The organism is Natronolimnobius baerhuensis (assembly GCF_002177135.1).
Lineage (GTDB): Archaea > Halobacteriota > Halobacteria > Halobacteriales > Natrialbaceae > Natronolimnobius > Natronolimnobius baerhuensis.
Window position 1 is genome coordinate 1223104 of record NZ_MWPH01000002.1, and the last position, 26181, is coordinate 1249284.

A 26181-nucleotide genomic window follows, 5' to 3' on the forward strand; every position below is an offset into this window, starting at 1 on the left:
CCAGTAACTCACAAACGGCGTTACTCAGCCGGAATCGCGTCCATCTCGAACTCCTCGGTCAACTCCGTGAGTTCTTCGAGTGCATCCTGTTCCTCCCGCAGGTTCTCTTCAAGAAGGTCGGCGGCATCGTCCATTCCGAGTTGGTCAGCCAGCGGAATCAGATTTCCGTAGGCAGCGATTTCGTAGTGTTCGGTCTTCTCCGCCGCGGCCATGTTGTGATAGTCCATCACCTCCTGGTTCGGCTCCATCGATTCGAACTCCTCGTACTCCTCGATCAATCCCTTGATTCCCTCACACTCTTCTTTCTCCGGTGGCTCGCCGACCATCTCGAAGACCTCCTCGAGGCGGTCGATCTGCTGTTTGGTCTCCTCGCGGTGCTCGGCAAACGCGCTCGCGATTTCCTCGCGTCCGGTGTTCTCCTCGAGATCGGAAAGCGCCTCGAGCAACTCGTGCTCGGCGTGATAGATGTCTTCGAGACCGTGCTCGAACAGGTCGTGAATGGTGTCCATGCTCATGGGTGCTCCGAGAACCCGTTCGCCAGTGATGTGAAAAAATCGCCAGCCTGCGACGGCAGGCGTCAGCGACGTCTCGATTGGTCCATTGAACAGGTCACTCGTCAGTAGAGTCTGTGGCGTTCTCGACGCGATCAGCGTGTGTCTCGAGGGCTGTTGCCAGTGTTCGGGCCTGGTCAGGAGTCAGTTCGAACTCATCCAGATGCTGTGGCAGGTGGGTTTCAGTGACGGTATCAAGTTCAGTTTGTAGTCGAACGCAGTCAGGGTCATCCGTCGCAGTCGTTGCGTTCACCACCGCAATCGATTCGCGGTCGAACGACTCTCCCGTGACGGTCGCTTCGACGTACTCGAGCGTCGTCCGAGCGGTAACCGAAATGAATCGATTCGACATCGCCACGACGTACACAACGGCGACATATAACGGAGATGGATGCGGCAGCCGCCAAGAGATGACGCTGTTCGTGCCTTCTTTAGGAAAATATTGCTCCTTCTCGAGAACCGAACACGGATCACTGCAGGACAGTCAGCACTGACCTATGAGAGATCACGCGTCACAGGACGAACTGTTGGTATCGGCAAACAACGTCGCCACCCCCTCTCACGCGCCGGTTCAGTCAGAGTCTCGCTGCTCCAAAGATGTCGGCTGGGCGATGTGGTTCCGTTCGAACCCATCGAACAGACCAGACGCTCGTCTCGAGACGGACCACTCGCTTGCCCAGTCGGTCCGTTGCCGATCACCAACCCACACAAGACGGTTTCGTGCCGTACAGCACTCATTTCAGTCATCCGAGATAGAGGCACATGTCCCCGGTATAACCGAGCACGGGTATTGTTTGCAGCCGAAGCGGTACTTAAGATACTAGCGCTCCAACGCCGTTTCATGACTGACGTGGCCGAACGGACCGCGGAGGCGAAGACACACGACGATGAATCGGAGCGTGACGATGCCCACCTCGAGGATATCGAGGAGGGAGCTGGCTGCACGGAAATTTGGGAGCATCTCTCGGAAAAGCGTGCGGAGACACAGAGCCGCTGACGACCCACTTGACCGCCGACACAGCGGACGATTCAATCGCTCTCAGAGCGAGGTTTTTAACACCCACGCACATATCGACACACATGGCTGATAATCGGTCCGGAGACCGTCGCGAGCGCGACGACTCGGGGCCAGCTGCTGATCGCGACCAATCAATTCCGACGGACCGAGAGTCCCCCGTCGGTGCGCCGGTTATCCGGGGCGACGAATCCGTCGCCGGCAGGCGCGCGCGCGAAGCGGTCCAGTTCGATCCCGACGACCCCGATAGTCTCGCAGACGCGGCTACAACTGTTCGCCAATTCGCCGGTGGCGATACCGGTGATGACCATCTGTTCATGCTTCGTGGCGCAGCCGCCTGCGCAGCGCTTGTCCGTGGCGAGGGCTCGTACAAGGCCGCCGCCGAACGAGCCGGAGACGAAACCACCGTGTCGTTCATCCGCAAGTGGGCTCGCGTTCACGACTTACCGCGATCCGTCCGAAAACAGGTCGCGACCGGCAAAATTGCACCCACTGCTGCGAAACACATCGCGCGCGTCGCCGGCGAGGCACGACTCTTGCTCGCCTGGGCTGCACTCGACGGCGACCTCACCGTCCGCGAAGTCCGCAGCGTCGCCAGTGCAGTCAACGACGGTACGCCAATCGAGCAGGCACTCCTCGAGCACGACGTCGTCCTCGGCGAGTTCACTGTCACCCTCTCGCCGGCAACATATCGCGATCTACGCCAGCAAGCCTCGATTGAGGATATCGATCCCGGTGCTATCGTCACCGACGCCCTCGAGCAGTATTTCGAGGAGTAAGTCACACCGTCACAACGCGCGTAGCGAAAGAAAACGTTTAACCGCCACTCACCGAAAGTATCACTCGAGGGCCGGTAGCTCAGTCTGGCAGAGCGTCTGGCTTTTAACCAGACGGTCGCGTGTTCAAATCGCGCCCGGCCCGCTTTCCTGTCGCGAACAAATTCGTGAGCAACAGGTAACGGAACCGGCGGGATTTGAATGCAGGGAGGTCGCGCGCAACGGAGTGAGCACGTCCGACTGTGTGTTCAAATCGCGCCCGGCCCGCTTTTGCGACGAACAATTTCGTGAGGAGCAAAGCGGCCAAAGCGATTTGAAGTAGACGAGTCGCAGCCAGCGAGGGATCTTCGATCCCTCGAGCAGTCGGCGCTCTGCGCCGACGACCGCGCAACGAAGTGAGCAGGAACGTCTCGGCGTAGTTCATAATCGCGCCCGGCCCGCACAATGAAGTGAGCAGGAACGCCTCGACGTCATTCATACTTGCGCCCGGCCCGCTTTTGCGACGAACAATTTCACGAGGACCACAACTGCCAGAGCCATCGGTACCGCTCGGTACGGTATCACTCGAGGACACCTACATTTCATCGCCACTCGAGCAAAAAATTCAATAGATCGTATTGGTGATCTTACGAAGTGATTGGATAAATGTATACGGTACTCGCGACGGCGACACATCATCCCGAGGAGATCAACCCGTACTCCGGGCTGTGGAACGCCCGGTCGTTCGAGGCGTTTTGCAAGCGGGATGTCGGCTTCAACGTCGTCTCACCGCGACCGTTCGCACCACCGGTTGGGCCGTACTCCGACTATCGACAGATTCCGCGCGTGGAGTCGTTCGACGGCTACGACGTCCATCGACCGCGATTCTTCTATGGCATCCCAAAACGCCTGTTCTACGGAACTGCGGGGAACTCGTTTGCCAAACGCGTGCCGACCTACGCCGAACAGACCTTTGGCGTCCCAGATGTCATCCACGCCTGCCACATCTACATCGACGGCTACGGCTTCCTCGAGTACTCGCGCGACCACGATATTCCGCTGTTCGTCGTCGCACACGGCTCGATTCTCAACGAGTATGACGAGTTCACCAGCGGCGTCCAAGCGAAAATTCGCGAGACGATCAGCCACGCCGAGCAGGTACTGTGTGTAAGCAACGCACTCGAGGAGCGAGCGACGGAGATCGTTCCCGATGCCGAGACGACGTTGTTTCCGATTGGAGCGGACCCGGAGAATTTCCCGACGGATCGTGCGACAGAACTGCGTCGCGAAAACAACATTCCAACGGACGAACCGTTCGTCCTGTTCTGTGGCCTGTTTATCGAGCGCAAAGGCCTCGAGGAGATCATGGCGGTGCTCCCGACGCTCGAGGACGAGACGGCCCAGGTCGCGTTCGTCGGCCATCAGGGCGAGCTTCGAGAAGAACTCGAGGAGGCCGTCGCCGACGCTGGCCTCGAGGACCGCGTCGAGATCCATCAGGGGCTATCGACCGACGCGCTCAGAGAGTACTTCGCGATGGCGGACCTGTTGTTGCTCCCGAGTCACGCAGAGGGGCGACCAACGGTCATCTACGAGGCGATGGCTGCGGAGACGGCCGTTCTGTCGACAACGGTCGGTGGCATCCCCGAGCAGGTCGTCGACGGCGAAACAGGGGTTCTCATCCCACCTGGCGATGTCGACGCCCTCCGGGAATCACTCGAGCGCCTCCTTGCTGATCGCCAGCGAGTGCTCGAACTGGGCGAAAACGGTCATCAGCGACTGCACGCGGAGGGGTGGACCTGGGAAGCTCACGCCGAACGCATGGAAACCCTCCATCGCGCCGCACTCGAGGACGGATAGATGCACCCACTCGTCGTAACCGCACGTCGCCCCTGGGAAGTGCTCGAGCCACTCGAGGCGGTCGGAGTCTCGTTTTCGGCAGTGCAGGTCGATCCATCCGATGGTGTCGGTCGGCGATTCGTCGACACGTATCGACGCGTCCGAGACACAATCGCTACAGCACCTGTCGACACCGTCCTGATCGACGTCTACGACGTTCCTGGGCTGGCCGCCTGGGCCGCTGCGAAGCGATCCGGGACGCCACTCGTCGTCAGACTCGTCGGTGACAAAATCGGCGATGTGGTCGACGATCAGGTCGCGAGTAACCGAACCGCCGGGTCGTATGCAGGACAACTGAGCCACCGAGCGACGGATCTGATGAACAGACGCATCATTGGGGCTGCAGACGGAGCAGTCGTCGTCTCGCAGGAACTCAAAGAACGCTACTGCGAGCGCGGCCACTTCGAGGGTCACGAGGTCGCCGTGGTGCCCGTCCCGTTTCGACCGGACGTATTCGGCGCTACAGCGCCCGAACCGCAGGACGAGTCCGACGAGGAACTGATTCTCTCGGTCACAAATCTCGCGTTCAAACGCAAATTCGACGGGATGTGTGATGCGCTCGCTGGCGTTGAGGCCGTCCTCGAGCGCCGCCAGTCTGCCCGATACGTCATCGCAGGCGGCGGCCAGTTCGTTGCCCCGCTTCGAGAGCACATCGAACGCCACTGTGCCCCCGACATTCGCGACCGAATCACCGTTGCTGGGTTCGTCGACGACATCGACCGCCTCTATGCAAGCGCAGACGTCCTCGTCTACATCTCGTATCTCGACGGCTATCCCAACGTCGTCCTCGAGGCACAGGGCTGTGGACTCCCAGTCGTCGCGAACGACGACCTTGGAATGCGCGATCAGATCACCGACGGCGAAACTGGGCTGTTGGTCGACCCTACCGCAGACGGACACCTTCCTCGAGCGGTGAGCCAACTGCTCGAGGACGACGATGAACGAGTGCGACTCGGAAACAATGCCAGAGAGCGCGTCGAAACCGAGAACGCACAGTCTGTCATCGGCAGCGAACTGCAGGACGGACTGGCCCAGATCAGGACAGGGTAACGACAGGCGGTTGGTCGTCACACCCGACGCCAGGGGAGTCACATCGGCTCCTGACCGCAGTCGTCTCACCGCGACGCGAGCGAAATAAACATCGATTTATCCCTTTATTCTAATTCTAGTGTATGGATCAAATATCTGTACTCGTCCGAACATACAAGGGTGACGACCCCGACGGGCTTGCGGCGTCGATTGACAGTCTGCTCGCCCAGACGCGGCTGCCGGACGAAATCGTCGTCGTCGAAGACGGCCCGCTAACGGAGCCACTCGAGGAGACGCTGGCAACACTCGAGCGTGAGGCAGTGGTTCCCATCGAGCGGGTTGCCCACGCTGAGAATCAGGGCAACGGGGCAGCCTGTCGCACCGGTATCGAGGCAGCCACCTCCGATCTCGTCGCGATTCAGGATGCCGACGATCTGGCCGTTCCACAGCGCCTCGAGTGGTCACTCGAGTTGTTGCGCGCGACCGGTGCCGATCTCGTCGGTGGCTATATCGAGGAGTTCGAGGCCGATCCCGAGCGGCCACACAGCCGTCGGACAGTGCCGTGTGAGCCGGCGGCGATCCGCCAGAGTGCGAAACTTCGCAACCCGATCAATCACACGACAGTTCTGGCGCGCCGGCAGCCGATTCTGGACGTTGGCAACTATCGGCAACTGCGGCTGGGTGAAGACTACGAACTCTGGACGCGGCTGCTGGCGGCGGGCTATACGTTCGTTAACAGTCCGCGGGTGCTGGCGAAAGTGCGGGCAGGCCCACAGATGTACCGGCGACGTGGTGGATTCACACACGTCTATGGCGAGTTCGATCTCCAGCGGCGGCTGGCAGCGACTGGCTTTGTCTCACGCCCGCGGGCGGCAGCCAACTTCGTCGTGCGATCAGCACCAAAAGTGGCACCGAACGCCGTTCGCGGACGGATTATTTCGACGCTCCTGCGCGACCAACAGCCAACTCCGAGCTAGTACTTCGCGTGGGTCGTCTCCGCCACCCGCTGCGAGTGTTTGTTGAGCGAGTGCAGGATGATCGACGTAAAGCACGCGAAAATCCCGGCCAGCGTGAAGAAAATCGAGACGAGCGCCAGCCCGAGTGGGAATGTGCCGCTGTCGATGTAGTTTGCCATCGTGAGATAGGCAAAGCCGATCCCACAGGTCGCACTCAGCAGGCCGGGAATCCCGAGACTCGAGATGGGGCGTTCTTCTTCGACCGTCCGGAGGATATTGGTGACGAGGTGGATGCCATGGGCGATTGGATTCTGGCTGCTGGCGTTGTCGACGTCGTAGGAGACCGTCGTTCCGACTTCGTCGATAGCAAAGGACTGGTGGTGTGCGTGATGGAGGATATCCGTGCTTGCACCCATTTCGTTGCCAATGGAGTCGTCGGCCGCGAGTGACTCGATTGCGGTCCGGTCGTATGCACGGAAGCCACTCTGCGTATCGCCGATCCAGCTACTCGGGCGGACGATTCCAAGCCCGAGGTTGGTGAGGGTGTTGACGACGAATAGGCCACCGCGACGATACAGTGGAAACGTGGTGTCAGATTCCGGTTCGAACCGACTCCCGATGACCAGTTCTGCGTCGGTCTCGCGCTGGGTCTCGACGAGTGTGTGGATGTCCTCCGGATCGTGTTGGCCATCCCCATCGAGGATGACGAGATGATCCGCGTGTGCGCGATCTGCCTCGCGGAAAATCGTTTTCAGTGAGCCGCCGTAGCCGCTGTTTTCCTCGTGCTCGAGGACGGCTGCACCGGCCTCTCGAGCGAGTGTCGCGGTGTCGTCGGTGCTGCCATCGTCGACGACGAGGACCTCATCGGCGTACTCGAGGGCGTCAGCAACGACGTCCTCGATTGTCGCTGCCTCGTTGTACGCTGGAATCGCAGCCAGCACGCGCGGTGTCGTCTCGACGGTTGGGCTGGCCACCGCATCTATCGTATAGCGGTCAGTGTCCATCGCCTGCCGGTAGCTTCGGCTGTAATCGACCGCAGCGTCGGGATTCCGGTGGGCGATCAACCCCGGAAAGCCGATGGCACGCGCTTCAGTAGTCAGCCGATCCCACGGATCGACGTGTTCTCGCTCTCTCTCGAGTGGGTCTACCGTCCGGACATCGATTTCGTCCGCGAGTTGGTAGCCGGCGACCGTCTCATCGACAGCGGTGACAATCGGCTCGAATCCGCGTCGTTTCGCCTGCAGTGCGGCCGCTGGAATCGAGTCGCTATTTTCTGGTGTCGCCACTACTCCCACCGCGGGTGTCGACGTCGATACCGTTCGTTGCTCGCGTGTTCGTTCGTCGTATGTTGTTTTCGACATCCTATCGTACCAGCACCCTGTATCGTCGTAATATTATTATAGAAGTCTAATAAAATTATCTGAGTAGGCGAGTGTGTATTTGCTGTTGGGAGGAACGGGACATCTCGCACATAGAAACCTCCTACACCACCCGTATACGTTCTTATCGAGAAATAACTACTTCAACAGAGCTATCTTGGTAGAAAAACTAATGTGGGTCAGCGTCCGAATAACAGGCTCGAGTCCGTGACTGCCTGCGACTGACGAGCGCCGACTGACACCGACTGATGGCATACCGAACTGCGACCGCTGAACCGGATGTACTCGCCTCGAGAGGGACGAAACTCTGTCTCATCATGACGAGTCTCTGGCTCAGTTACGTCGCACTGTTGCCGCCAGCGACGGGCTATGAGGTGTCGCTCCTCGATGCCGTTCACCCGGTCGCACGTGGACTGTTCGTTGTGGCACTCCTCTGTGGTGTACTCGTGCTGGTCCGTGCAGCGATGGTCGATGTGCAGCCGAGATACTGGCTGGGAAGTGCCGGCTGTCTGATTGTCGCCTACGCCGGCTACTTTGCACTCCCACTCGCCCGTGAGTACGTCCTCTATGGCCGCTTCAGCTACGATGTGCTCGTCCATCTCGGGCTCATCGATGACATTCTCGAGACGGGTGTGCTGTCGGATTTACTGTACCCGGCGACGCATCTCCTCAGTGTTGCATTGACGGTTCTCGCCGGCATGCAACCAGAATCGACCGTTGCACTGCTTGGCTTCTGGTTCAAGGTGTTGCTGATTGCCGGCATCGTACTCTTTGTCCGGTCCCACGCAGAGAACCACTCGCTTGCACTTCTCACGTTCGTCGCGGCGATGCCTATCTTCTTTACGAGCAACCGATTCTCGCTCGCTCCCTGGCTGTTCGGATTAACGTTGCTCCCGGTTGCACTGTATATCGTTCACCGATTCGCGGCTGATTCGGTTCGACGCACAGCGTACCCCTTTAGTGTGCTCGCCGTTGCCCTGATCATCTACCATCCGATCTCGGCGTTTTATACGTTTACTGCAGCGACTGTACTCCTCGGCGTCGTCGCGCTCTCGAACCGATCCGCTACTCGAGGCTGGGTTCCTGACCTCCGTGGCGTCGGTCTCGTCTGCAGCGGCTTTGCCGGCCTCCTCGGGTGGCACGTCCATCACGGAACCGTTGACGGAAACGTCCGCTCGTCAATCGTGTCGCTCGTAACGATGGAAGCCGGTGGCGGCGCTGAGACCGCAACCCGTGCAGCCGAAGTCAACTACACGCTCGAGCAACTCCTGTTTACGTTCGTCATCCCGAACTGGGGCGTCTTGTTTTTATACTTCGCACTCGCTGGCATCGCGACGATGCTCATTGGCTACCGGTTGCTCCGGCGGCGAGCAACAGAATTCGACGGGCACGTTGCCGTCCAGGTCGCCCTCGGTGGGGTACTCACGGTCGCGTTTCTGGTCATCCAACTGTATGGCAGTAGCATCATCAGATCCGCGCAGTATCTGATACTGTTTGCCATCCCCGCCGTTGGCGTTCTCCTCTGGTCACTCATCGAGACACATGGTCGCCATCAGGGGCAGCGTCGTCGAGTCGTCACCGCAGTCGTTCTCGCTCTCCTCGTTGCCTCCCTGGGCGGTGCAACCATCTACTCGACGACAACCGCCTATTCGGAGAACACACACCTGACAGCCGCGAGTACAACAGGGTATAGCTGGCATCTCGAGACCAAAGACCGGACAGAGCCGACGTATACGGACATGAGCCGGGACGTCTTTGCGTACTACGAGTACGGCTACGCCGATGCAGACGCGTTGATCCGCTCGGACGAACACGTCTCTGCACACACATATCTGTCGCCCCATCTGGGGTATCACGAGAGTCCAACGGTTCGGTCGTGGCTTCCCGCAGACGGCTACATTGTCATCCGAACCGCGGACCTCGTCTGGCACGAAGCCGAACCCGAGTGGCGACACGACGACCTCGTCCGCATTACTGGCGACGATTATGATGCGTTAGCACAGGACCACACCGCGAATCGAATCTACTCGAACGGCGAGGTCCGAATCTGGCAGACACGACACCAATGATCCGAAAACTATACCGCGTATACGCCGACCCAACCGGCGCACGCTACTACCTCCGACGAAAAGGCGCTGAAATCGTCCTCCTGTTACGACAGTGGCGCGTGCTTACGGCCCTCTTGCTCGCGTTCAAAGTCGGCACGGGATACGACCTCCTCGAGCGCTACGTTGATCGAACGCTCGATAATCGCGGCGAGTACGCCGTCGTAGACATCGACGATGGCGAACTCAAACTGGACCTGTCCGACCGTGGCATCTCGCGCGATCTCTACCTGTTTCGAACCCGCGAGACACACACGACAGCGATCTACCGGCGCGAACTCGAGCGCGTCGAACGCGACGTCGATGGCCCGATGCAGATCGTCGATATCGGCGCAAACATCGGCTACTTCGCACTCACCGAGTTAGCCATGACGAGCGAGGAGACGTCGGTGATCGCGTTCGAACCCGACGGAGAGACGATTCAGTTGCTCGAGGAGAATATTTCACGAAACGGCTATCAGGACCGGGTCACCCTCGAACGCGCAGCGGTTGGCCCAAAACAGGGGTCCGCGACCCTCGAGCGGGCAACGCACTCGAATCTCAATCAGATTCAGACGTCATCGATTGAGGGTCACCACGCTGACGTTGAGTCGACGACAACCGTCTCGATGTGGTCGCTCGAGTCCTATCTGGCAGCGACAGAGCTCGAACCCGAACGGATCAGCGTCGTTCGGATGGACGTCGAAGGCTATGAAGTCGAGATCATCGAGGGGATGGAATCCCTTCTGACAGCAGAGACGCCGCTGTTGCTCTTTCTGGAAATGCATCCGCACTTACTGTCGGACGAACAGACAGAGGCCCTCCTTGAGCGATTCGCGGCTGCCGGACTCGAGATCGTCTCCGTCTCAATCGAAGGCAGTATCTCGATTCTGCAGTACGAGGAGCGCCAGGATGTGACGTACGACGACCTCGCAGAGATCGATCACGGCTACCGGCTGTTTTTACGCCGATAAGTCGGCTCACGAAGATTACTCCAGAATGCCTATAGTAACAACTGAAATTGTGTATACACCTAATCGCACGACTGCGTTGCGATAAGTGTGTAAATAGTTTCACTGACTACTATAGATGTTCTCCGGATGGAGATCACCATGTACTGGTGTCGAAACAGCTGTACTGGCTGCGAGACGACTCCAGCAGGTGGTGACAGATCGAGTGAGGGAATCGTCAATGCACGCTCGAGTTCCATCGGGAGGACACGTCGGTGTGCATTGCCAAAGGCCACCTGAAAGTCGCGTAACCACTCAAAGCCAGTCGAGAGGACCCGCCGAAACGTCTCGGGGTCACACTCGAGCGTTGCAGACAGCGCCGTGCCATCGAGTGGCTGTTCCGTTCGAACTGGACCGACTCGTGTCTCGGTAAGATGACCTGCGGGGAGTGTCTCAGCGACCGAGGATCCCGTCCCACGCAACGACTCGAGCAGTCCAGTCCGAGATCCAAGTGTCGCCACTCGAGTGAGAGGATTTAGCTGAACAGTTCGGTATAGGGTCACTGGTGTCATTGGTCAATAGCTGTCCCTGCTCGCAGTCACACGTTGGACAGGACGTTGATCGAGGCAACGGTGTATCCCACTGTCGACAGCGACGGATATCTGATGGAATTATTGTCATACGAGATGGGATCGAACCGCCTGCATGTCGAGTAAGCCAGTCAGGACAGCCGTCACGGCCCAGACGAGAACGCCAACCGTGATGACGGAAAACAGAGTCAGCCAGCCCTGAATCGAACCTGCGACAGTTGCAACCGCGACGGACATCACGAGCGTAATGAAGACGATCCCACCGCTCTGGCGGAGGATGTACAGAATCCGGAGATCGAACTCCTGATTGATGATGTAGAGGTTCGCAAGCGTATACACTGAGTGGGTTATGACCGTTGCAACGGCAGCCCCGACGACGCCATGTCGAGGGATCAATATGATATTCAACACGACGTTAGCGACGGCGGTGATTCCTTTCGCCACGGCACGCGCTCTGGCCCGGCCGAGATAGTCGAGTCCGTTGCTCGTAATGTTCGTAATCGCCAGCAACACGGCATACAGTGCAAACACCTGTAACACCGGAACGGCCTCGAGATACTCCGCCCCGAAGACCAGTTCGACGAACGGCTCGGCGACCAGTACGAGGCCAGCTGCCGCAGGGACGTAGACCAGTAGTCCGTTCGTTAGTGCCGCTTCGTAAAGTCGTGCGGCCGTATCCGCGTTGCCCTGTTCTTTTTGCACCTCGTAGGTCGGCGACAGCGTAAAGCCAAGCGAGGCCATTGGCGCTTCGACGGACTCGATAACCTGCTTTGCAACCGTGTAGAAGCCAACAGCGGCAGGCGTCAGAAAGAACCCGATCAAAATCGTATCAACCTGCTTGTCGAGGACGTTTGCCGTACTCGTCGCCGTAATCGGAATCGAATACTCTCCGATCCGACGCCGAAGACCCGACTCGCGTGGCGCTCGAGGTGACGAGCGATAGTAGCGCCAGTAGATGATGATGCCGCCGACAGCTGCAGCGAGTCCCAGGCTCAGCGCGTAGCCAAGCAGCGCCCCGATTGCTTCGTAGCCGAGGATAACCAGTGCAACGACGAACAACAGTTTCGAACTCGCATCAATGATTTTGACGAGGGCTGCGGTTTTGATATCCTCGAATCCCTGCAGAACCTTTCGGACGAACGTCTTCAACGTCCCACAGAGGACGAACAACACACCGACGAGCAACAACGGCTCGAGGTCGGGTTCACCGGCGAGGGCTGCGATTTCGGCTGCAAACACGAACAGTCCGAGGCAGGTGATCGCGATTGTCACGAGATTCGCGAGCAAACCAAACTCGAGGATATGTGGGAGTTGCCCGCGTGCAGACGTGTTGTACTTCGCGACGTACCGGCCGGTCGATTTGCCGAGACCGAGTTTGCTGACCATTTTTGCCGTCCCGAGAATCGAGAGGGCGAAAAAGAGCAACCCGTAGCCGTCTGGCTCGAGCAATCGGGCGAGCATGACGGTGAGGATCATGCCGGAACAAATCGCAGCGATCCGACTGACGAGTTCGATTCTGAACCGGTTTCCGAGGTCTGTCTGGAGGCTCATGGTAGCTATCTCAGTGGAAATCCGCTCGAGTGACGACAACGGGGGCGAAAGCGATCATCGGCTGTCTTCGAGGAGGTCAGCGAGGTCGGGATGCTCGAGGTGGGTTCTCTCGGCGGGATCGAGCGATTCGGGGCCGGTTTCACGGAGTGTATTGCGAAGGCGTTGCCACTCGGCGTGTCGAATGCCGATCCGAACGGTGATTTCGTCCACCTCGAGGAGTTTCGAGAGCGCAAGTCGGTGATTGCCGTCATTGAAGTGCAACAGTTCGCCGTCACGTCCGATACTGAGGACGGGATCTCGAAGCGGGAACTGATCGAGACCCTGTGCGACGAGGTCACGCTGTGAGATGTAGCCGTGGTCGTCCATGGCCGCATAGAGGCGATCAACGTGAGCACACTGCTCACCGAGTTCTGCCCGCGAGCCACAGCCCCACTTTCGGCCGCCGGAATCGATAGCCTCGAGTGCATCCTGATACCAGGGAGTCTCAGCCCAGTCGTGGCCCTGATCGTAGACGGCGGCGATGGACCGGTAGAACGTTCGGTCAGTGATGCGAACGCGATTTCGGTCCCAGGACCCGTCACTGACCAGTCCACGGTAGTGGTCGCGGTCGACGACAGTGTCTTCGTCGGATGCAAAGCGATAGGTGATCGCGTCGGGCGAAACAGTGAATCGTTTGTTCGGATCGGCGTCAGTGTAGCGTTCGGGTGCACGACGACGTCGGAGTTGGTGATAGCGGTTTCGGACGCTGTGCCAGCGATCCCACGTTCCTAGTGCAAGCCCCGGAGAAATTCCAAGCAAGGCGTGGTTGAACGTCGTTCGGTGGATGCCTTTCTTGATGAGACTCCAGGTTCCTTCCTCGCGCCTGACCGCCGCAGCGGTTGTGATCAGCCCCGCCATTCGTTCTCACTCATCTGCGACCAGATCATTGTCCTCCCGGTCCTCGAGACGTTCGTGGCCCCGAACGGCGATTCTGGCTCTCTCAAGTGGGTGAATCCACGTTCGTCGATGCAGTACGGCATATCGTCTCTCGTTCGTATCGCAGTTATATTCACTAATATATGTACTGATTTTGTTGAATATATTGTGGTTTTGCTCGAGACCGTAGCGGGCGGACGACAAGCAATTGGTGGTAAGCGTCCCAACCGACCCGCTCACACGACTCGAGTCAGGCTGGCTGTGGCTGGCGCTCGAACTCTGCGAGCAGTTGCGCGGCTGCACGTCGAACTGCACCGTCGCTCTCGAAGCGTGGTTCCCAGCCCAGCTCAGACAGTTTCTCGATTCCGAGGCGCATCTTCGGGACGTCGCCAACCCAGCCGCGGTCACCGCCAGTGTACTCGTAGGTCGGCTCGAGACCGAGTTCGTCGCTGACGATGTCGGCGATCTGGGTGACTGAGGTCGTCGTCTGCGTCCCGAGATTGTAGGTGTTCATCGGGTCGTCAGTGGTCTCGACGACGGTGAGAAGTGCGTCGAGACAGTCTGTAATGTGCATGTAGGATTTTTCCTGCCGACCGTTACCGAGGATCGTCAGCGTCGACGGATCGTCACGGAGTTTTTCGATGAAATCCGGAATCACGGCCCCTCGGAGTCGTGGGCCGACGATATTCGCGAATCGGACGTTCCAGACCGTAAAATCGTGTGAGTGCGCATACGTCGAGAGCAACCCTTCGTCGGCGAGTTTGCTCGCGCCGTACAGACTGATCGGCTCGAGTGGTGAGTAGTCCTCGGGTGTCGGTCGCGGTGCTTCGCCGTAGACGGTCGACGAAGAGGTATAGGCCAGTTCCGTCACGTCAGCCTCGTTCATGGCTTGTAAGACGGTTGCCGTCATCCGCGTGTTTCGCCGGAACTGTTCGTGTGGCGCATCGGCATCGACGGCTTTCGACGCCGCGAGGTGAAACACCCGGTCGATATCCGCAGTCAGGACACCCTCGAGTGCGTCCGAATCGGTGAGATCACGCTCGAAAACGGTCGCCTCGTCGGGGACCCAGTCGCGGCGACCGGTCGAGCAGTTATCGACGACGGCGACCTCATCACCGCGCTCGAGGAGTCGGTCGGTCAGTTGTGAGCCAATGAATCCTGCACCACCAGTAACGAGAACGCGTTCCATTAGTTCAGACGGAACAGTGTCGAGGTAAAATATATTTCGGTCATGAATGTACAATATTAATCTCAAATAGAGTAGTTGTAGATATTTCTTTTAATATAGTAGGGTTCCAAAATATTCATATTAGTGCTATAGAATATGAAATTAGATGAGTACACGAGTGCCGCTCGAGCAAATCAACTGCCCGGCGTGTCCGGAACTGGCGTATGGGACGTACAAGGGGTACGATGCGGTTGTCTGTACAGAGACTGCAGATCCCCAGATCGTGCTATGGGGGACTGGAGCTGAATTCTCAGAGCGTTCACGACAGTCAGCAGTCACCACATCATCGGAGACGAACCCACGGCCATCCACGGCGTCAACAACGGAAACAGAGGTCCATGACGACGACTGAAATCACGGGGAAGCAAATCCTCGTTACTGGCGGTGCAGGGTTTATCGGGAGCCATCTGACACGAGCGCTCGTCGACGAAAACGACGTCCGCGTTCTCGATGCGCTCACAACGGGATCACGCTCGAATGTCCCTGAGGAAGCCACGTTCATCGAAGGAGATATCCGAGATGAGACAGCACTCGAGCGAGCAATCGACGGCGTCGACCTGATCTTTCACGAAGCCGCACTCGTCAGCGTCACGCGATCTATCGACGAGCCAACGACTAGCCACGCGATCAACGTCAACGCAACGCTGGCGCTGCTCGAGAAAGCCAGAGACCACGACGCACGAGTCGTGCTTGCCTCGAGTGCAGCGATGTACGGCCATCCGGAGACGGTCCCAATCGACGAAACGGCACCGAAGAGGCCCACCTCGCCGTACGGCATCGACAAACACACCGTCGATCAGTATGCACGCCAGTATCACGAACAGTACGGCCTCGAGGTCGTGGCACTGCGCTACTTCAATGTTTTCGGGCCGGGACAGGTTGCTGGCCCCTACAGCGGCGTCATTAGCGTCTTTCTCGAGCAGGCACTGGCGGGTGAGCCGATTACGGTCGAAGGCGATGGGAGCCAGACGCGGGATTTCGTCTACATCGACGACATCGTGCAGGCAAACTGCCTCGCGGGGACGACTGACGCCGTTGGCCGCGCGTTCAACGTCGGCACTGGTGAGTCGGTCACAATTCGGGCGGTCGCCGAGCGGATACAGGAACAGACAGGAACGGATGCAGAAATCGTCCACGTCGACCCGCGTTCGGGCGATATCGAACACTCGAGGGCGGATATCTCGGCCGCCAGATCGGCGTTGGGATTCGAGCCAACGGTCTCGTTCGATGCCGGCCTCGAGCAGACACTCGAGTGGTATCGAGGCCAGCAGACACCAACGGTCTAACAGAGTACCATGGGGGACACATACTCGAAAGAAGGGGCATTCATCGTTCGCTGTCTTCAGGCGTGGCACCGCGGGACAGCCGTTCCAGCCGACGAGAGACCGGAGACAGATTCACTCGAGTGGGACCGGGTCCTCGAGTTGACGAGACGCCATTCCGTCGGCCCGCAGGTTGCGGCGGCGCTCCGTGAGACGACGGCCGCACAGGCGCTCTCCGTGGGCACCCAGGAGGCATCGACAGCGCCACCCGAGTCGACAGATACTAAGACAGAATCGACGATAGCACCACAAACCGAGGATTCGACAGCCGTCGTAGACAGCGTTCCAGCGCATGTGTCCGAACGCCTGCGCGAGCGAAGCGCGTTCGTTGCCAGACGAAACCTCCAGCAGTTTCACGAACTCGCGTCGCTGTCGGCGACGTTTCAGGCGACGGGCATCCGCGCGATTCCCTATCGTGGGCCGGTGATGGCCCAACTCGGCTACGGCGATGTCGGCCAGCGAGAGTTCGGTGACCTAGACTTGCTCGTCGACCGCGAGGACATCCCCGTCATCAAATCGATCCTGCTCGAGCGCGGGTACGAACCGGCATACGTGCTCGACTCAACTGACGAATTAACCGTCTCACAGGAGCGGTGTTACCGCCGTCTCGGGCGCGAGTACACGTTCAAACACACGGAGAGCGGAATCGAGGTCGAACTTCACTGGCGTGTACTCGCACGGCGGTTTCCAACCGGGTTCGACCTCGAGTCGGTGTGGGACCGACGCGAGGAACTGACCGTTGCCGGCACCTCGATGCCGGTACTATCCCCCACCGACCGACTCTTGCTGAGTTGTGTTCATGGCACGCGCCACCGCTGGGAGCGACTCCACTGGTGGTGTGACGTCAGTCGCTGCCTCGAGAATGAGAGTCTCGACTGGGACGCAATCGTCCGACGCGCTCGAGCGCACACCTGCGAGCGGCAACTGTTGGTCGGACTGGCGGTCGTCGACTCTCTCTTTGCAGTGGGACTTCCCGACTGGATCGACCGTCTGATCGCAGACGAACCTGGACTCGAGGCGTTGTGTACGCACGTCCACGAGCGGTTGTTCGATGAGACGACCTACTGGTTGCTCGATGAACGCCAGTATCAGGCGCGGACGCTAGATCGACGGCGGGACAAAGCCTCATTCTGGCTGTCGTGGCTGTTCGGCCCGAATCGCTCAGACGTCGAAGCGGTCGCGATTCCGTGGCCACTGACGCCACTGTATCGTCTCGTCCGACCGATCCGACTCGCAAGCGGCGTGTTCGACCGATTCCGAACGGAGACTCACCCGGACACGGAGACCCAATGGTCCTGACATGACCAACAGCGTGAATGCGACCGGCCGTGTCGGTGACGGCGACGATGGCAGCGACATCCCCAATACCGACGATGACACCAGTGCAGAGACGACGACCATCGAATCGAGCGAACCAACGCTTCGCGAGAAACTCGAGGCGTTGTGGACGGTCGTCGTCTTTCGGCCAGTAACAGTTGGCGTTATTCTGGCCCTCAAAGCGGTTGCAGCGGTGTTCGAGGGCGTTGGGCTGACGTTTCTCCTGCCGATCATCGAGGTTGCACAGGACGGTGGGACGCTTCGTGAGGAGGCGACGGGACCGCTTGCGTACTTCGTCGACGGCTACGAACTGCTTGGGATTACGGCCACGTTCGAAACGCTGTTGCTCGGCCTCGCTGCAGTCATGACGCTTCGATATAGCGTGAGTTTTCTCGTTGGCTGGATACAAGCGGCGCTGACACAGCAGTATATGGCCTCGCTCAGACGGGACGCCTACGAGTCACTGCTGGCTGCAGAAGTCGGCTACCTCGATCAGGCCGACGGTGACGAGATTACCAATACGATTATCACCGAGGCTCGAACGTCAGCACGCTTGATCGGCGATATCCTCTCGGTCATCGAAAAGGGACTGTTCGCAGTCGTCTACGCGACGGTTGCACTGGTGATCTCGCCGACGTTGACCGTCCTTACGATACTCGTCCTCGGGACCGTCGTCGGAGTGAGTCGGTACGCCCTCGCACCCGGTTACGAAATCGGCGACCGAGTCGCCACAGCGAACGAACGGATCCAGTCGCTCGTCAACGCCGGGACGCGCGGGCTATACGAGGTGAAACTGTTCACCATGCAACCGACACTCACTACCGAGTACGACCGCGCACACGACCGTCTCATCGAGACGTTCGTCAGACTCGAGCGGAATCAGGTTGCGTTAAGTGCGATCACGAAACTCCTCAATGCCTTCGTGATCTTTGTGCTCGTCTATCTCGCGGTTGCTCACCTGGCGCTGTCGTTTGCCGCACTTGGAGTCTTTCTGTTTGCAATGTTCCGACTCTCGCCGCTGATTAGTGGCCTCAACAACACGCTGTACTCGATTGATGGCGCGTTGCCACATCTTGTCCGCACACAGCGACTCATCGAGGCGTTCGACCAGCACGCTGAATCCAGTGGGTCGGAACCAGCACCCACACCGACGACCACACTCGAGATGGACGATGTCACGTTCCAGTACGATCAGGACGCCGCCGGAACAGCAGTGACCGACGTCTCACTGCGCCTCGAGCGTGGCGAAACGATTGCACTGGCTGGTCCCTCTGGGGCCGGCAAATCGACGATTGTGTCGCTGCTGTCTGGACTGTACGAGCCGGATGCGGGGACGATTCGGGCGAACGGGACGTCGATTAGCCAATTCGACCGGCACTCGTGGTACGAACGAGTGACCGTCGTCCCACAGCAACCGTTTCTGTTTACCGGGACTGTCCGTGACAACGTTGCAATCGCCGACCCAACTGCGAGTGACGACGCCATTGCCCGTGCCTGCGAGATTAGTCAAGTGAACGCCTTTCTCGAGACGTTACCACAGGGAGTAAACACCCAACTCGGCGACGATGGTGTTCGCCTCTCAGGTGGCCAGCGACAGCGAATTGCGATTGCAAGAGCACTGCTCACTGATGCCGACATCTTGATCCTCGACGAAGCGACGAGCGAACTCGACTCGCCGACCGAGGAGGCCATTCTCGAGGGGCTCGAGGCGACAGACCGCGAGTACGCGACGATTGTTATCGGCCACTGGCTGTCGACCGTCAGAGATGCAGACCGAATTTATACGGTTGTTGACGGCAAAATCGTCGAATCAGGGACACACGCCGAACTGATCGCTGGTGAGACACACTATGCAACACTGTATCAGCCACAGGTCGAACCGGCCCAGTCGCTGTAGGCATCGCTGCTAGCCACTCGAGACGGTGCCACTAGTATTCACATAACAAAGTCGTTACTACAAAGTACAGTGGATTCGAATACAGACTATGTATCGGTACGCTGCGTACGGACTCGAGATTCAGTCGTCGATTCAGTTACCGGAGTTTCCACGGTCCGAGACCACTCAGCCGGCCGACGCGGTGTTTCGCCAGGGAGCTGTCGAACGAGTTCCGGAGTCAGTTCCCAGCGTGGGTCGCCGACGGATCGAGGCCGAACCTGGCCGCTGTCGGTTCAGCTACGATGGACTCGGTTCGTTTCTCGTCGAAGATGGGGATCGAATCGTCTTCGACGCCGCAGCCGAACTCAAGGAAGGAGACAGTCCGCGCAAACTCATCCGTCGGCTCTTTGCCAACGAACTCATCTGTATGCTCGTCCATCAGCGCGGAGAGTTGGTCCTCCATGCGAGTGCCGTCGCCATCAACGACGAGGCAGCGATCTTTCTCGGTCCGAAAGGGGCCGGGAAATCCACAACCGCCGTTGCGTTTCACGAGCAGGGATACCCGGTTCTCGAGGATGACCTCGTTGGAATCCGATTCGACGAGTCAGGACAGCCCGTCGTCGTCCCCGGCATCCCACAGGTACGGCTGCTACCGGATGCAATCGACGGACTCGCACTCGAAGGAACGACTCAACCAGAACAGGAGGGAGACGCCGAGAAGCGATACAAAACCGTCGATACCGTTCAGGAACCGAAACCGCTTACACGATGTTATTTCCTCGAGACGGGACCCGAAATCGCGTTTGAGCCAGTCCCCGCACAGAATCGAGTCCTACAGGTGATTGCACAGACGTATACTAGCGGACTGCTCGCCAAGACGGACACCGTTGCGGACAACTTCGAGTTATGTACAGCGATTGCATCGGCGTCGTCGTTCGCAACGCTCACTCGCCCACAGGACCACACACAGTTGCCTGCAGTCATCGATGCAGTTGTCGACCACATGGCACCAAGTGCGCAGAAAAACAGCATTGACTGACGATCCCCCACCCCCTTACTGGAGGGGGAACGGCCAGCCTGCGAACTGTTTTGCATTCGTTCGGCGATTCATCGCTTCCGGCCAGCGTGGTGTCTATGGGCGCAGTTAGACAATCGAACCGGTGATGACCATCCCAGCATCGGCAGTCGCCTCCGTCACCGAATCTTCGCTGTCACCGATTTTATCGTTCTGGGTGAGTGTTTCGACTGTGCCGTATGCGGTCAGTGCTGGCCGTTCGTACCGTGGTGATGTGCTATCTGACATCAACTAATACATGGCCCCCAACCATTATAATATTAACTGTCTTGAGTATAAAATAAAATCGGTTGCGTGGTGTTAGAAGATGGATCCAGTGATGGACACACCGGTGTCAGCCGCTGCCTCCGTCACTGCATCTTCGCTGTCACCGACTTTGTCGTTCTGCGTGAGCGTTTCGACTGTACCATACTCGGTCAATTCCGGACGGTCGTATCGTGATGTATTGTCGGACATCGCCGTATAGTTTATTCTGTATAGCAATAAAATTTAGTGCCTAATAAATTGGTCTTGAACGGAGAGAAGTGGTAAACTGCGGGCGCTTATGACTGCTCGAGTGCGGTCGGCTGCTTTTGGTGTGGCCATGCCTCGAGCCAGGCCGCAAGTGAGCGAGCACGCCAGAGTGTCCGAGCATCGCGACTCGAGGGTGACGTTTCAAAACGGTCGGATGCGGCCTGCAGTTCATCCATATCGAGATAGCGCGCCAGAGAACCGGGATTCTCGAGCAGGTTGGTGAGTGCCTCCCTTTCGTTTGTGAGTGCGTTCCAGAACGCTTCGTCCATCATCGTTTTCCAGGGCCGTTCCTGGATCGACTGCGGCAGGAGGTCGGAAAGGGACCGACGAACAATTGCTCTCGTCCAACCATCACGAAACTGCTGGGAGGGAGGCATTGCCAGTGAGAGTTCAAGCAAGCGTTTATCCGCAAAGGGATAGCGCGGTTCGACGCCGAACGCCCCATAGCGCAGGTCGATTGCCTCGAGATTGGCGGCGTGGCGTTCGGAGGTGAGCGAACGATACTGGCGGAGTCGGTCGGTAGTCGCGACACGGAGTGAGTGCGATCCAGCAAGCGACTGGTAGCGCTCGCGGAGGCCGATCCGGTCGACGAATACGGGATTCAACGCAGGATTCGCCTGCGCCTCGAGAATGGGCTTGCCACGATGGGTTCGATACGTGCGTCGAACTGAATCTGGAACGAGCGAAAAGAGGACATGGCGAACGAACAGATGGCTCGCCGGTGTCCCGAAGTGCTCGCCCATTGCCTGCAGTTCACGCCTGAGATGTCGCCAGCGTGCGGTCCGGAACAGTTGCGGTAACAGTCCGAGGCCGTAGTTCGACGTACAGTCGCCGAGAACGCCATTTAAGGCGATATCGACGCCAACTTCGTCAGTCCGACGTGACAGTTCCCACACCGAAAAGTAGAGCGTGTTGTGTGGCGGTCGGTCGAAGTACGTCAGCATCTCTGCTTCGTTCTCGAGTACACCGATCCCATCTGGTCGAACGAAATGCGGGACAATCCCGGACTGGTCGGTGACAGCCTCGATATACTCGCGTTCGTCACTCGAGTCGGCCTCATCGAAGACCGTCGAGAACGTGTGGAGTGGCTCGTCATCGGGGAGGATATCTCGAGCAACGACAGTGACCGACGAGGAGTCGAGACCGCCACTGAGTTCCGAGCCAATTTCCCCCGCAGTACGGAGTCGACAGCGGACGGCCTCCTCGAACGTTTCCCGAAAGCGACGTTCGTAGGCGGCATCCGATGGGCACGAAAGCGTTTTCGACGGGTCGAGGCTCCAGTATTGCCAGTACTCGCAGTCGGTGGGCGTGACGACCATCGCATGTGCTGGTGGAAGCCGTTGGACGTGTTCGTAGTACGAAATCGTCTCGTCCTCGAGTCGGCCCGTCAGGAAGTCACCGATCCGTCGCTCATCGATAGTTCCCGGAACGCTCGAGAGGGGAAGCAATGCCTTGAGTTCGGTTGCAAACGCGAACGTGGCATCGGTCTGATGGTAATAAAACGGTTTGACGCCGACGTGGTCGCGCGCACAGAACAGGCGTGACTCTCGCTCGTCCCAGATGGCAAACGCGAAGGCCCCAATCAGGTGCTCGACACACGCAGTGCCCCACTTTCGATAGGCTGCAAGTAGCAGGTGACTATCGGGGGCCGCTGGCGAGAGCGACGACATCGACCCCGAAAGTGCCGCCAGTAACTTCGCGCGATTGTCGAGGCGAGCATCCGCGGTAATCACCAGGTCACCATCGCGATACGGCTGCTCGTCGCGGGCCTGTGGTGTCGTTGCAAGCAGTTGATGGCCCAGTCCCACTCGACGCGCCTGCCAGCAGTCGCCGCCATCCGGTCCCCGATGGGCCAGTCGCTCGTGCATTCGCTCGAGTATGCCAGCCTCGAGTGGGTCTCCGTTGCGGTCGAGCAGTCCGAGGAGTGCACTCATGGCTGTTCACGCCTATTGAGTGGTGGAAGCGGTTCGAACCGTGAGAGGTCCTCGAGATGACCGAGCAAGACCGACTCATCGTACTCGATCCAACTGTGGGCTTCGAAGCCCGCTGGTGTGTCAGCCTCGAGACTGGCGTGGTCGCTGCCAGTTTCAGACGCTGGTTCGTCGTCGGAGTCCTCACCGCAGGCAGGTGCAACGCCGATTCGATGAACGATATCGTGATCGTAGAGTCGGTGGATCGTCTCGGCAGTAACGGATCGCATTAGACAGGTTCGATGGCCTGGAATCGACCGGTCAGCAGTGTCGACCGCCCAGGCGACGTGTGCGGGCGACGGGGAACCGGGGACAACGCGAGCGACCGGGCGCGCGATCACCAGCAGTCCGTGTCTAAACGGTGCAAACGGCAGGAGTGCGAACGCGACTCGAGCCAGCACTAATAGGGTGGCTGCTACGAGGAGTCGGAACTTCTCCCCGAGCGGGACCGCGAGGAAGCCGGCTATCCGTCCCATGTACTTCGTTACTCCTGTGTCGCCGGGTTGTTGTCGGCCTCAACCTCGATGAGTCCGGCATCGATCATCTCATGAAGGATGTCGCGAACGTCCCGTCGGCACTGTTCGGCCGAGACGTCGTCGTACGCCGCATGAATCGTCTCACAGAGGCTCTCGACAGTCCGTGGCTCCTGGACGAGTTCCCAGAGATGTGAGCCAACCTCGTTGAAGCCGTAGTACGTCCCCGACTCGAGTTCGAGGAGAACGGTTTCACCGTCGATTGTTGTCGCTAGATGGTCCTCGGTTGCGACAACTGCCGCCGTCACTGGAATCGATTCAGTATCCCCCATAGTCATCACTTATTTATTCCATCCTTCACACTATAAATATATGTTGTTTCAAGTCCGAAACACTCATGCAGCGGACACACAGACACTCGAGAACTGAGACGAGACACCGATGGATTTCACGAGAACAGCAGAGACGGACAGACAGGCCAGACGACTCCTCGCGATTCTCTTGCTCGGTGGGATTCTCAGCGGCCTATTCGTGTGGTACGGTATAACCGGTCCGCCGGATTCGGCGAGCGCCCAGTTACCAGACGAGTCCGAGTTTGGGCCAGCAACTGACGAGTACATCGGTGAGCGGGTCGCCGCAACCGGCACAATCGTCGACACAGATCCCGTCAGACTCGAGGTCGAGTACGGTGATGAGTCGACAACGGTCGTCCTCGAGGGGTATACCGCGCCGGCTGAGGTGGGGTCGTACGAACTCGTCACGGGCACCCTCCGCGATGAGTCGACGATTGCTGTCGTCGGAAGCGAGGCCAGAGAACCCTGGGAAGCGACCTACATGTACGCCGTCTCGATACTCGCGATTTGCTGGATTGTCGTTCGTCTCGGCCGTGGCTGGCGCTTCGACCGCGACCAGTTCGCCTTGGTCCCTCGAACCCAAACCCGAACCCAGGTAGCGACACACCAGAACGCGAGCGGAGCATCGACTCGAGAGACGAATATGAGCGCGCACGTGACTACGAACACTAACGCGAGTCCAGCCGCCAGCGACGGTTGCGACGAGGGAGACACAGATGGCTGATCTCCTGACACACGTTCTCGTCGGCTACTGTCTCGGCACAGCACTCTCGATTCGCGTTACGTGGATTCGGCCGGCACACGTGACGATGGTCATGGTCGGGGCAGCGCTGCCTGACCTCGCGAAGATCGAACTCGTCGTCTCCTGGCGAACGATGGTCAGTCGCTTTGGCGTCCCCTGGGACTGGTTCGCGTTACATACGCTTGGTGGCACAGTCGTAACAGTCCTGCTCGTGAGTCTGTTGCTCGAGCCAAAAGAACGCTGGCGAGTGGCGTGCCTGCTCGCAGTCGGCGTTGCCTCGCATCACGTTTTCGACGTCATCTTGCTTTCACGAACCGGCCTCTCCTACCCGGTTTTCTGGCCGCTAACGACGTATCAGCCGCCGGCCGGTGGACTGTTTTACAGTTGGGATCGCTGGCCGGCCGCTGTCACTGGTATCGCCGCCTTCTGTCTCTGGCGGTACCGCCTGCGACGCGAAAACAGTCCCTCACCCGTCTGAGTCAGTCACATCCACCCAGATCGAGACATCGTCTGCTGCAGTGTCGGTCGAGGGATCGTCCGGTACTGCGTCGAGATACAGCGCCCAGACGAGTCGGACCTCGCCCGTCATCGTCGGACGAACGTCGTGACGGTGATGCCACGTCTCATTGTGTGCCAATTCCGTCTCGAATCGCTCGAGTTCGCGCTGCTCTGTGACCGTCACGTTCGTCTCGCTGTGGCGGTCGATCTGTTGCTCGAGGACGACAACGGAGTACTCGACAGGGCGGTGTTCGTGATTGTCGAGGCCGACGACGAGGGTTGTGGAGTCACCGGGCGCAAGCGTCGTTGGATAGCCGTCGGCAACGAGGTCGCCGTCGTCATCCTCAGTGAGCAAAGCAATGCCGGAGAACTGCTCACCCGGACTGGAACCCTCCCCAGGAATCGCTGACGGGGCAACGACAGCGACGGTGATCGTGCTTACAGCCAGTACCACTGCGATGATGACGATGATGTTGAGCACCCCATCGACTCGCGTCGGTGGGTGGACCACGCCGTCTCGAGCGACCGCGAGCCATCGTCGGTACGGAACGCGAAATCGATCCTCGGGTGGAAGTCGAAGCCGCCGAATTGCCGCGACTCCAGTTCCAACGAGTACGAGGCCCCCAAGTGCAACCGTGACCGTCTCGGGTTGGATCCCCCAAGGCGTGACGTGCAACCCGACGCCGACAACCGGAACGAGTGCAACGCTGAGTGCCGCCGACAGAATCAGGCGCTCGAGGCCGTCAATCCCGTCTCGTCTCGAGGCTGCAGCCGCAGGGTGGGCCACACTCGAGTCAGTGCCCGCGGTTTCGGTGGTCGTCGGCGGAACAGACGCATCTTGAGCAGTCGGCGAAGTGCCAGCCGCTGGAAATAACGCCGCAACGAAGGCATATCCGGGAGCGAACAGGACGAACAACACTCCGGCAACGAGGTGGAGCGCCGTCCCACGGAGACCGGGAAACAGGGACAGACCAACGGTACAAATCGTGAGGGCGGTGATACCGACCAGATCGACTGGCACGGCCCGCAAACGCCACCAGCGGTGGTCACGATGTAACTGCCTGTTCGACATACACAGACATCACTGTTCAGGTACAAAAATTAAGTGATGTTATAGCTGGAACACGTCCGCTGAGTACGGCG

Annotated in this window: 26 protein-coding genes and 1 tRNA gene; 15 read left to right on the plus strand and 12 right to left on the minus strand. The window is 59.0% G+C overall.

Annotated features, from left to right (window positions below; all coding sequences use genetic code 11):
* Positions 1–20: 20 nt before the first annotated feature.
* A complete protein-coding gene (locus tag B2G88_RS12395) occupies positions 21–515 on the minus strand; it encodes a DUF892 family protein (RefSeq protein ID WP_054863903.1) in 495 nt (164 codons plus the stop codon).
* Positions 516–609: 94 nt separating this feature from the next.
* The gene (locus B2G88_RS12400; RefSeq protein ID WP_054863905.1) at positions 610–903 is read right to left on the minus strand and encodes a DUF6360 family protein; all 294 of its coding nucleotides are present in this window, start codon (positions 901–903) and stop codon (positions 610–612) included.
* A 489-nt stretch (positions 904–1392) separates the two neighbouring features.
* Between B2G88_RS12400 and B2G88_RS19610 the strand changes: the two genes are divergently transcribed.
* From B2G88_RS19610 to B2G88_RS12425, 6 genes are all read left to right on the plus strand, one after another.
* Entirely contained in the window at positions 1393–1548 is a 156-nt protein-coding gene (locus tag B2G88_RS19610) for a hypothetical protein (protein WP_176393230.1), read from the plus strand.
* Positions 1549–1631: 83 nt separating this feature from the next.
* Positions 1632–2345, plus strand: coding sequence for a DUF7119 family protein (locus B2G88_RS12405; RefSeq protein ID WP_087714904.1), 714 nt, complete (start codon positions 1632–1634; stop codon positions 2343–2345).
* Positions 2346–2413: 68 nt separating this feature from the next.
* Positions 2414–2487: transfer RNA gene (locus B2G88_RS12410), tRNA-Lys, on the plus strand.
* Between the two features lie 500 nt (positions 2488–2987).
* Positions 2988–4178: a glycosyltransferase family 4 protein gene (locus B2G88_RS12415; RefSeq protein WP_054863475.1), complete on the plus strand. Its 1191-nt coding sequence runs from the start codon at positions 2988–2990 to the stop codon at positions 4176–4178.
* Positions 4179–5267 carry a glycosyltransferase family 4 protein gene (locus tag B2G88_RS12420; RefSeq protein ID WP_087714905.1) on the plus strand — a complete coding sequence of 363 codons (1089 nt, stop codon included), beginning with the start codon at positions 4179–4181 and terminating at the stop codon, positions 5265–5267.
* A gap of 122 nt (positions 5268–5389) precedes the next feature.
* Positions 5390–6223, plus strand: coding sequence for a glycosyltransferase (locus B2G88_RS12425; protein ID WP_087714906.1), 834 nt, complete (start codon positions 5390–5392; stop codon positions 6221–6223).
* Here B2G88_RS12425 and B2G88_RS12430 read toward each other — a convergent pair.
* Positions 6220–7488 carry a glycosyltransferase family 2 protein gene (locus B2G88_RS12430; protein WP_217895824.1) on the minus strand — a complete coding sequence of 423 codons (1269 nt, stop codon included), beginning with the start codon at positions 7486–7488 and terminating at the stop codon, positions 6220–6222. The genes B2G88_RS12425 and B2G88_RS12430 overlap by 4 nt on opposite strands.
* A gap of 341 nt (positions 7489–7829) precedes the next feature.
* Here B2G88_RS12430 and B2G88_RS12435 point away from each other — a divergent pair, with 341 nt between their 5' ends.
* The gene (locus B2G88_RS12435; RefSeq protein WP_087714907.1) at positions 7830–9650 is read left to right on the plus strand and encodes a hypothetical protein; all 1821 of its coding nucleotides are present in this window, start codon (positions 7830–7832) and stop codon (positions 9648–9650) included.
* On the plus strand, positions 9647–10639 hold the full coding sequence (locus B2G88_RS12440) for an FkbM family methyltransferase (protein ID WP_054863483.1): 993 nt from the start codon (positions 9647–9649) through the stop codon (positions 10637–10639). The genes B2G88_RS12435 and B2G88_RS12440 overlap by 4 nt, the downstream gene beginning before the upstream one ends.
* A 653-nt stretch (positions 10640–11292) precedes the next feature.
* On the opposite strand, the gene B2G88_RS12450 is transcribed toward B2G88_RS12440, so the two are convergent.
* The 3 genes from B2G88_RS12450 to B2G88_RS12460 form a co-directional block, all read right to left on the minus strand.
* Positions 11293–12756, minus strand: a complete 1464-nt coding sequence (locus B2G88_RS12450) for a flippase (protein WP_087714908.1) — start codon at positions 12754–12756, stop codon at positions 11293–11295.
* A 54-nt stretch (positions 12757–12810) separates the two neighbouring features.
* Positions 12811–13653, minus strand: a complete 843-nt coding sequence (locus B2G88_RS12455) for a hypothetical protein (protein ID WP_087714909.1) — start codon at positions 13651–13653, stop codon at positions 12811–12813.
* A 268-nt stretch (positions 13654–13921) separates the two neighbouring features.
* Positions 13922–14860: an NAD-dependent epimerase/dehydratase family protein gene (locus B2G88_RS12460; protein ID WP_054863486.1), complete on the minus strand. Its 939-nt coding sequence runs from the start codon at positions 14858–14860 to the stop codon at positions 13922–13924.
* 145 nt (positions 14861–15005) lie between these two features.
* Between B2G88_RS12460 and B2G88_RS19160 the strand changes: the two genes are divergently transcribed.
* The 5 genes from B2G88_RS19160 to B2G88_RS12480 all read left to right on the plus strand — a co-directional run bounded on the left by B2G88_RS19160 (position 15006) and on the right by B2G88_RS12480 (position 20453).
* Positions 15006–15251: a hypothetical protein gene (locus tag B2G88_RS19160; protein WP_140408862.1), complete on the plus strand. Its 246-nt coding sequence runs from the start codon at positions 15006–15008 to the stop codon at positions 15249–15251.
* Positions 15238–16185: an SDR family oxidoreductase gene (locus B2G88_RS12465; protein ID WP_054863487.1), complete on the plus strand. Its 948-nt coding sequence runs from the start codon at positions 15238–15240 to the stop codon at positions 16183–16185. The genes B2G88_RS19160 and B2G88_RS12465 overlap by 14 nt, the downstream gene beginning before the upstream one ends.
* Positions 16186–16194: 9 nt before the next feature.
* On the plus strand, positions 16195–17520 hold the full coding sequence (locus B2G88_RS12470; RefSeq protein WP_087714910.1) for a nucleotidyltransferase domain-containing protein: 1326 nt from the start codon (positions 16195–16197) through the stop codon (positions 17518–17520).
* 1 nt (position 17521) lies between these two features.
* The gene (locus B2G88_RS12475) at positions 17522–19435 is read left to right on the plus strand and encodes an ABC transporter ATP-binding protein (RefSeq protein WP_087714911.1); all 1914 of its coding nucleotides are present in this window, start codon (positions 17522–17524) and stop codon (positions 19433–19435) included.
* An 88-nt stretch (positions 19436–19523) separates the two neighbouring features.
* Positions 19524–20453, plus strand: coding sequence for a hypothetical protein (locus B2G88_RS12480; protein ID WP_087714912.1), 930 nt, complete (start codon positions 19524–19526; stop codon positions 20451–20453).
* A gap of 105 nt (positions 20454–20558) precedes the next feature.
* Here B2G88_RS12480 and B2G88_RS19165 read toward each other — a convergent pair whose 3' ends face one another.
* The 5 genes from B2G88_RS19165 to B2G88_RS12495 all read right to left on the minus strand — a co-directional run bounded on the left by B2G88_RS19165 (position 20559) and on the right by B2G88_RS12495 (position 23783).
* Positions 20559–20717 (minus strand): lasso RiPP family leader peptide-containing protein, encoded by a 159-nt coding sequence (locus B2G88_RS19165; RefSeq protein WP_140408863.1) that lies wholly within the window; start codon positions 20715–20717, stop codon positions 20559–20561.
* A 72-nt stretch (positions 20718–20789) separates the two neighbouring features.
* The gene (locus B2G88_RS19615; protein WP_176393231.1) at positions 20790–20945 is read right to left on the minus strand and encodes a hypothetical protein; all 156 of its coding nucleotides are present in this window, start codon (positions 20943–20945) and stop codon (positions 20790–20792) included.
* 86 nt (positions 20946–21031) lie between these two features.
* Positions 21032–22936: an asparagine synthase-related protein gene (locus B2G88_RS12485; RefSeq protein WP_087714913.1), complete on the minus strand. Its 1905-nt coding sequence runs from the start codon at positions 22934–22936 to the stop codon at positions 21032–21034.
* Positions 22933–23448, minus strand: coding sequence for a lasso peptide biosynthesis B2 protein (locus B2G88_RS12490; RefSeq protein ID WP_087714914.1), 516 nt, complete (start codon positions 23446–23448; stop codon positions 22933–22935). The genes B2G88_RS12485 and B2G88_RS12490 overlap by 4 nt, the downstream gene beginning before the upstream one ends.
* 8 nt (positions 23449–23456) lie before the next feature.
* Entirely contained in the window at positions 23457–23783 is a 327-nt protein-coding gene (locus B2G88_RS12495; protein ID WP_245835371.1) for a PqqD family peptide modification chaperone, read from the minus strand.
* Between the two features lie 103 nt (positions 23784–23886).
* On the opposite strand from B2G88_RS12495, the gene B2G88_RS12500 reads away from it, so the two are divergent.
* Both B2G88_RS12500 and B2G88_RS12505 read left to right on the plus strand, forming a co-directional pair.
* The gene (locus tag B2G88_RS12500; RefSeq protein WP_054863498.1) at positions 23887–24522 is read left to right on the plus strand and encodes a hypothetical protein; all 636 of its coding nucleotides are present in this window, start codon (positions 23887–23889) and stop codon (positions 24520–24522) included.
* The gene (locus tag B2G88_RS12505) at positions 24515–25018 is read left to right on the plus strand and encodes a metal-dependent hydrolase (protein WP_054863499.1); all 504 of its coding nucleotides are present in this window, start codon (positions 24515–24517) and stop codon (positions 25016–25018) included. The genes B2G88_RS12500 and B2G88_RS12505 overlap by 8 nt, the downstream gene beginning before the upstream one ends.
* Here the strand turns inward: B2G88_RS12505 and B2G88_RS12510 are convergent.
* Positions 25007–26110, minus strand: coding sequence for a DUF1616 domain-containing protein (locus tag B2G88_RS12510; RefSeq protein ID WP_087714915.1), 1104 nt, complete (start codon positions 26108–26110; stop codon positions 25007–25009). The genes B2G88_RS12505 and B2G88_RS12510 overlap by 12 nt on opposite strands.
* Between the last annotated feature and the right edge of the window lie 71 nt (positions 26111–26181).

Coding starts and splice junctions, on each gene's coding strand:
- B2G88_RS12435 (WP_087714907.1), top strand. CDS start 7,830: ATGGCATACCGAACTGCGACCGCTGAACCGGATGTACTCGCCTCGAGA.
- B2G88_RS12400 (WP_054863905.1), bottom strand. CDS start 903: ATGTCGAATCGATTCATTTCGGTTACCGCTCGGACGACGCTCGAGTAC.
- B2G88_RS12475 (WP_087714911.1), top strand. CDS start 17,522: ATGACCAACAGCGTGAATGCGACCGGCCGTGTCGGTGACGGCGACGAT.
- B2G88_RS12500 (WP_054863498.1), top strand. CDS start 23,887: ATGGATTTCACGAGAACAGCAGAGACGGACAGACAGGCCAGACGACTC.
- B2G88_RS12505 (WP_054863499.1), top strand. CDS start 24,515: ATGGCTGATCTCCTGACACACGTTCTCGTCGGCTACTGTCTCGGCACA.
- B2G88_RS12485 (WP_087714913.1), bottom strand. CDS start 22,936: ATGAGTGCACTCCTCGGACTGCTCGACCGCAACGGAGACCCACTCGAG.
- B2G88_RS12415 (WP_054863475.1), top strand. CDS start 2,988: ATGTATACGGTACTCGCGACGGCGACACATCATCCCGAGGAGATCAAC.
- B2G88_RS12480 (WP_087714912.1), top strand. CDS start 19,524: ATGTATCGGTACGCTGCGTACGGACTCGAGATTCAGTCGTCGATTCAG.
- B2G88_RS12465 (WP_054863487.1), top strand. CDS start 15,238: ATGACGACGACTGAAATCACGGGGAAGCAAATCCTCGTTACTGGCGGT.
- B2G88_RS12420 (WP_087714905.1), top strand. CDS start 4,179: ATGCACCCACTCGTCGTAACCGCACGTCGCCCCTGGGAAGTGCTCGAG.
- B2G88_RS12455 (WP_087714909.1), bottom strand. CDS start 13,653: ATGGCGGGGCTGATCACAACCGCTGCGGCGGTCAGGCGCGAGGAAGGA.
- B2G88_RS19610 (WP_176393230.1), top strand. CDS start 1,393: ATGACTGACGTGGCCGAACGGACCGCGGAGGCGAAGACACACGACGAT.
- B2G88_RS19615 (WP_176393231.1), bottom strand. CDS start 20,945: ATGTCCGACAATACATCACGATACGACCGTCCGGAATTGACCGAGTAT.
- B2G88_RS12425 (WP_087714906.1), top strand. CDS start 5,390: ATGGATCAAATATCTGTACTCGTCCGAACATACAAGGGTGACGACCCC.
- B2G88_RS12440 (WP_054863483.1), top strand. CDS start 9,647: ATGATCCGAAAACTATACCGCGTATACGCCGACCCAACCGGCGCACGC.
- B2G88_RS12490 (WP_087714914.1), bottom strand. CDS start 23,448: ATGGGACGGATAGCCGGCTTCCTCGCGGTCCCGCTCGGGGAGAAGTTC.
- B2G88_RS12395 (WP_054863903.1), bottom strand. CDS start 515: ATGAGCATGGACACCATTCACGACCTGTTCGAGCACGGTCTCGAAGAC.
- B2G88_RS12460 (WP_054863486.1), bottom strand. CDS start 14,860: ATGGAACGCGTTCTCGTTACTGGTGGTGCAGGATTCATTGGCTCACAA.
- B2G88_RS12510 (WP_087714915.1), bottom strand. CDS start 26,110: ATGTCGAACAGGCAGTTACATCGTGACCACCGCTGGTGGCGTTTGCGG.
- B2G88_RS12450 (WP_087714908.1), bottom strand. CDS start 12,756: ATGAGCCTCCAGACAGACCTCGGAAACCGGTTCAGAATCGAACTCGTC.
- B2G88_RS12495 (WP_245835371.1), bottom strand. CDS start 23,783: ATGACTATGGGGGATACTGAATCGATTCCAGTGACGGCGGCAGTTGTC.
- B2G88_RS12405 (WP_087714904.1), top strand. CDS start 1,632: ATGGCTGATAATCGGTCCGGAGACCGTCGCGAGCGCGACGACTCGGGG.
- B2G88_RS12470 (WP_087714910.1), top strand. CDS start 16,195: ATGGGGGACACATACTCGAAAGAAGGGGCATTCATCGTTCGCTGTCTT.
- B2G88_RS19160 (WP_140408862.1), top strand. CDS start 15,006: ATGAGTACACGAGTGCCGCTCGAGCAAATCAACTGCCCGGCGTGTCCG.
- B2G88_RS19165 (WP_140408863.1), bottom strand. CDS start 20,717: ATGTCAGATAGCACATCACCACGGTACGAACGGCCAGCACTGACCGCA.